This is a genomic window from Arthrobacter sp. 2YAF22_2, from assembly GCF_052114645.1.
GTDB lineage: Bacteria > Actinomycetota > Actinomycetes > Actinomycetales > Micrococcaceae > Arthrobacter.
The window spans coordinates 1-4114 of record NZ_JBFRFD010000336.1 but is presented as its reverse complement, the minus strand read 5'-3'; the positions used below and the strand labels follow the sequence as shown (position 1 = coordinate 4114).

At 69.2% G+C, this 4114-nt stretch carries 4 protein-coding genes and 1 pseudogene; 1 reads left to right on the top strand and 4 read right to left on the bottom strand.

Annotated features, from left to right (window positions below; all coding sequences use genetic code 11):
- A partial coding sequence (locus AB4Y86_RS13485) for a type 1 glutamine amidotransferase domain-containing protein (protein WP_441402722.1) occupies window positions 1–542 on the bottom strand: 542 nt, incomplete at its 3' end.
- Window positions 543–600: 58 nt separating this feature from the next.
- Window positions 601–1470: an aldo/keto reductase gene (locus AB4Y86_RS13480; RefSeq protein ID WP_441402721.1), complete on the bottom strand. Its 870-nt coding sequence runs from the start codon at window positions 1468–1470 to the stop codon at window positions 601–603.
- A gap of 179 nt (window positions 1471–1649) precedes the next feature.
- Between AB4Y86_RS13480 and AB4Y86_RS13475 the strand changes: the two genes are divergently transcribed.
- Window positions 1650–2654: an LLM class flavin-dependent oxidoreductase gene (locus tag AB4Y86_RS13475; RefSeq protein ID WP_441402720.1), complete on the top strand. Its 1005-nt coding sequence runs from the start codon at window positions 1650–1652 to the stop codon at window positions 2652–2654.
- A gap of 36 nt (window positions 2655–2690) precedes the next feature.
- Here AB4Y86_RS13475 and AB4Y86_RS13470 read toward each other — a convergent pair whose 3' ends face one another.
- Both AB4Y86_RS13470 and AB4Y86_RS13465 read right to left on the bottom strand, forming a co-directional pair.
- The gene (locus AB4Y86_RS13470; RefSeq protein WP_441402719.1) at window positions 2691–3860 is read right to left on the bottom strand and encodes a GmrSD restriction endonuclease domain-containing protein; all 1170 of its coding nucleotides are present in this window, start codon (window positions 3858–3860) and stop codon (window positions 2691–2693) included.
- Between the two features lie 111 nt (window positions 3861–3971).
- A pseudogene (locus AB4Y86_RS13465) lies at window positions 3972–4114 on the bottom strand (AEC family transporter); the annotation flags it as partial.

Below are 4114 nucleotides of genomic sequence, written 5' to 3'. Positions count from 1 at the left end.
GGGGTGTTCTCGCCAGTGCCGCCGCCGAGTTCCTCTTCGTTGCTGAAGACGGTGACGCGACGGCCGGCGAAGGCGAAGGTACCGTCGCCGTCGACGGCGCTCAGCAGGCCGGCGGGGCCGTGGCAGAACGGGGCGATGATCTTGCCCTGGGCATTGGCTTCGGTCAGGAGCTTGCCGAGGTCTGCGTCCTGGAAGAGGTCCGCCATCGGGCCGTGGCCGCCAGGCATGACGATCGCGTCATAACCGGTGAGCCTGGYGTCGGCCAAAACCAGCGGCGCGGAAAGTTCGGCGTCGATCTCGGCAAGGTAAGCGCGGAAGCCGTCCGCACGGTCCTGGCCGCCAGCGGAATCGGGGGCCAGGCTGACCTCGTCCACGGTGGGCTTGGCACCGCCCGGGGTGGCGATGTGGACCGTGTGGCCGGCCTTGGTCAGGGTCTGGTGCGAGACGACCAGTTCCTCGGCCCAGTAGCCGGTAGGGTGCTTGCTGCCGTCGCGCATGGTCAGGGAATCGGCGGCGGATACGACCATCAGGATGTTGGCCATGGTGTACTCCTGTTCTGCCGGCCACGGGCCGGCTGGTGGGTGGTGATAGGGGGTGGGTCTAGCGTGCGGCTTCGAGCTCGGCGAAGGTGGCGCCGTCGAGGACGACGCCGGCGGCGGCCAGGTTTTCTTCGAGGTGCTTGATGGAGCCCGTTCCCGGGATCGGCATCATCACGGGGGAGCGGCGCAGCAGCCACGCCAGCGCCACCTGGGAGGTGGTGGCGCCCAACCGCTTGGCGGCCGCGTCGAGGGGGCCGCCCGGACGGGCCAGTTCGCCAGCGGAGATGGGGGCCCAGGGGATGAAGCCGATGCCCTTCTCCTCCGCGTAATTCAGGACGTCCTCGGAGCTGCGGTCGGTCAGGTTGTACCGGTTCTGCACGGTGGAGACCGTGAAGTGCTTCCCTGCCTGCTCCAGTTCGGCCACGCTGACCTGGGACAGGCCCAGGGCCTTGACCTTGCCCTCGTTCTGGAGCTCACGAAGGACGCCGAACTGTTCTTCGGCGTCGACCTTCGGGTCGATCCGGTGCAGCTGCAGCAGATCCAGCGCCTCGACCTTGAGCTTGCGCAGGCTCAGTTCGGCCTGCTGGCGCAGGTACTCGGGCCGGCCCACCGGCACCCACTGGTTCGGCCCGGTGCGGGTGAACCCGACCTTGGTGGCGATCTTCAGGCCTTCCCGGTAGGGATGAAGTGCCTCTGCAAGGATTTCTTCGCTGATGTTGGGCCCGTAGGAATCGGCGGTATCGATAAAGTCGACGCCCAGTTCAACGGCGCGACGCACGACGGCGACGGCGGCAGTCCGGTCGGCCGGCTCGCCCCAAACGCCGTCGCCGACGATGCGCATGGCGCCGAAGCCCAGGCGGTGAACCGTGCCCAGGTCCGACAGGTCGATCGTCGCAGACACTTCCTGATGCTGTGTGTTGTCTTGGCTCATGGAGGCGGCAACACACTAAGGGTGCTGAGTATTCCGCCGAGCTGCCCGCGGGCCAACCGTTCGGGCAGAAATAAGACGGGCGCCGGCGTCGTTGGCATTTGTAGGCGTCCGGGCGGTTTCCGGCCCGGCGCACCGGGGTCTCCCCACATTTCGCTCCGCTACGAAAGGCCGGCTTTTCCGTGACTGTTCCGCTTTCCATCCTTGACCTGGCAATCATCGGCAAGGGCCAGACGGCGGCAGAAAGCTTCGCCGGCAGCGTGGCCATGGCGCAGCGTGCCGAGGAGCTGGGGTACCGCCGCATCTGGTACGCCGAGCACCACAACATGTCGTCCATCGCGTCCTCGGCGACCAGCGTCCTGATCGCCCACATTGCCGCGCAGACGAAGACCATCCGGCTGGGTGCCGGCGGCGTGATGCTGCCGAACCACGCGCCGCTGACCATCGCCGAGCAGTTCGGCACGCTCGAGACCTTGCATCCCGGACGGATCGACCTGGGCCTGGGCCGTGCCCCGGGCAGCGATCAGAACACCATGCGGGCCCTGCGTCGCGACCCGATGAGCGCGGACAGCTTCCCGCAGGACGTCTTGGAACTGCAGGGCTATCTGACCGGCCCGACCCGTATCCCGGGCGTGGAGGCCACCCCGGGCAAGGGCACCAACGTGCCGCTCTACATCCTGGGCTCGTCGCTGTTCGGGGCCAGGTTGGCTGCCCAGCTGGGATTGCCGTACGCCTTCGCCTCGCACTTCGCCCCGAATGCGCTGCAGGACGCCGTGGCAATCTACCGCCGGGAATTCAGGCCCTCCGAGCAACTGGATGCCCCGCACGTGATTGCCGCCGTCAACGTGATCGCCGCGGATTCCGCCGCCGACGCGCAGGAAATGTTCCAGGCCACCAAGCGGGCCCGGGTCTCGCTGTTCTTCGGCAACGGACGGGTCTTCAGCGACGACGAGGCGGACATGATCCTGGACTCGCCGCAGGGCCAGCACATGGCGCAGATGATGAAATACTCTGCCATCGGCACCCCTGTCGCCGTGCTGGAATACCTTGAGGAGTTCACCCGGCACGCCGACGCCGACGAACTGATCGTCGCGCACCAGAGCGCCGCCGTTGCAGACCGGCTGCGCTCCGTGGAGCTGCTGGCCGAAGTCGCCGGAATCGCCGACCTCGCTCCGCGCCGCGCCTAGCGTCACGGCCGGCGGGCTGAGCCACGGCCGGGCCGGCTATTCGCAGGCGATCCCGTCGCCGTCGCGGTCCAGCTTGCTGCTGTAGCCTGGCTGGCCACGCCGGAGCGGGGCCGCGCCCGCGGCCCGCACGGCAGCGCAGTTTGCGTAGGAGACAGCGGCCGGTACCGGGAGGGGCGCCGGCGGCGCAGGGACGGGTGCCGGCGCGGCCGGGGCCGGGGCGGCCGGGGCCGGGGCGGCCGGTGCAGGGACCGGCGCGGCGGGAGCCGGAGCCGGAGCCGGAGCGGGTGGCTGCGCGTTCGTGGGGGCCAGAGCGTCCGGGCAGTCGGCRAGGATCCGGGCCATGGCGTCGTGCTCGGCTTGGGTGACCCAGAGCGCGTAGCTGGCCTTGACCGAGATCTGCCGGGCCACGTATGAGCAGCGGTAGGACTTATTCGGCGGCAGCCAGGTGGCGGCGTCGCCGTCGCTCTTTTGCATGTTCGCGGGGCCGTCCACGGCCAGGAGGTTCAGCGGATCGTTGGCGAATGCCAGGCGCTGGGCCGGGCTGAGCTGCTGGGCGCCCTTTTGCCAGGCATCGCTGAGCGCCACGACGTGGTCGATCTGGACGGCCGTGCTTGTGGTGTTTCCGCGGACGAAGCTGATCAGCTTGGCTGTATAGGGGTCGTTCAGGGCGCCGGAGAGCACGACGCAGTCCCGAGTCCCGGGCTTGAGGGCGACTGCTGTGAGGTCGCGGCGGAGCGTGTCGTTGCGGGTATCGCAGCCGTTGCGGTCGACGTCGGCCCAGGCCTGGCCGAACTGGTCGCGGGAGTATCCGGTCTTGGGCGCCCTGCCCTTGATCGGGAGGGTCGCCAGTACATCCAGGGCTTTACTGGCGTAGGCCGGCTGCTGCTGCGGAGCGGACGCCCCGGAGAGGGTGACAGCGGGGGCAGTGTCCGGGTCCAACGGGGCGCCGGCATCGGCCGTTGCGGTCGGCGTGGACGAGGGGGTCGCGGAAGGGGCGCTGGACGACGTTTCGACCGCGGGGTCGGCAGCGGCGGGCGTAGGGCCAGCGCAAGCGGTGGACGAGATCAGCAGCAGCCCGACGGCGCCGCAGGCGATCCAGTCGACGGCGCCCCTGCGTCCGGAAGCTCCCGAGCGAACGCTGGCGGAATCGCGCCTGCCGGCATCAACGCTGCCTGAAATGACCCTGCCTGAAACAAGCCTGCGCAATCGTTCCCCCAAATTCGTGCGTGATTCCCGGCCGTCTTCAGCCTGGTACAGCCTACCGGCGGCGTCCCCGGAACCGGGCCGGTGCCACGCCGGGGTCCGGGCTGGGAGTACTCAGGCGAGGAGCAGGGCCACTCCGATCATGGCGGGGACGGCGACCACGGTGGTGATCAGGACGGTGTCCTTGGCGACCGTGAGTGCGGTCCGGTACCGGTTGGCCACCACAAAAACATTCTGCGCCGTGGGCAGGGCGGATG

Coding starts and splice junctions, on each gene's coding strand:
- AB4Y86_RS13480 (WP_441402721.1), bottom strand. CDS start 1,470: ATGAGCCAAGACAACACACAGCATCAGGAAGTGTCTGCGACGATCGAC.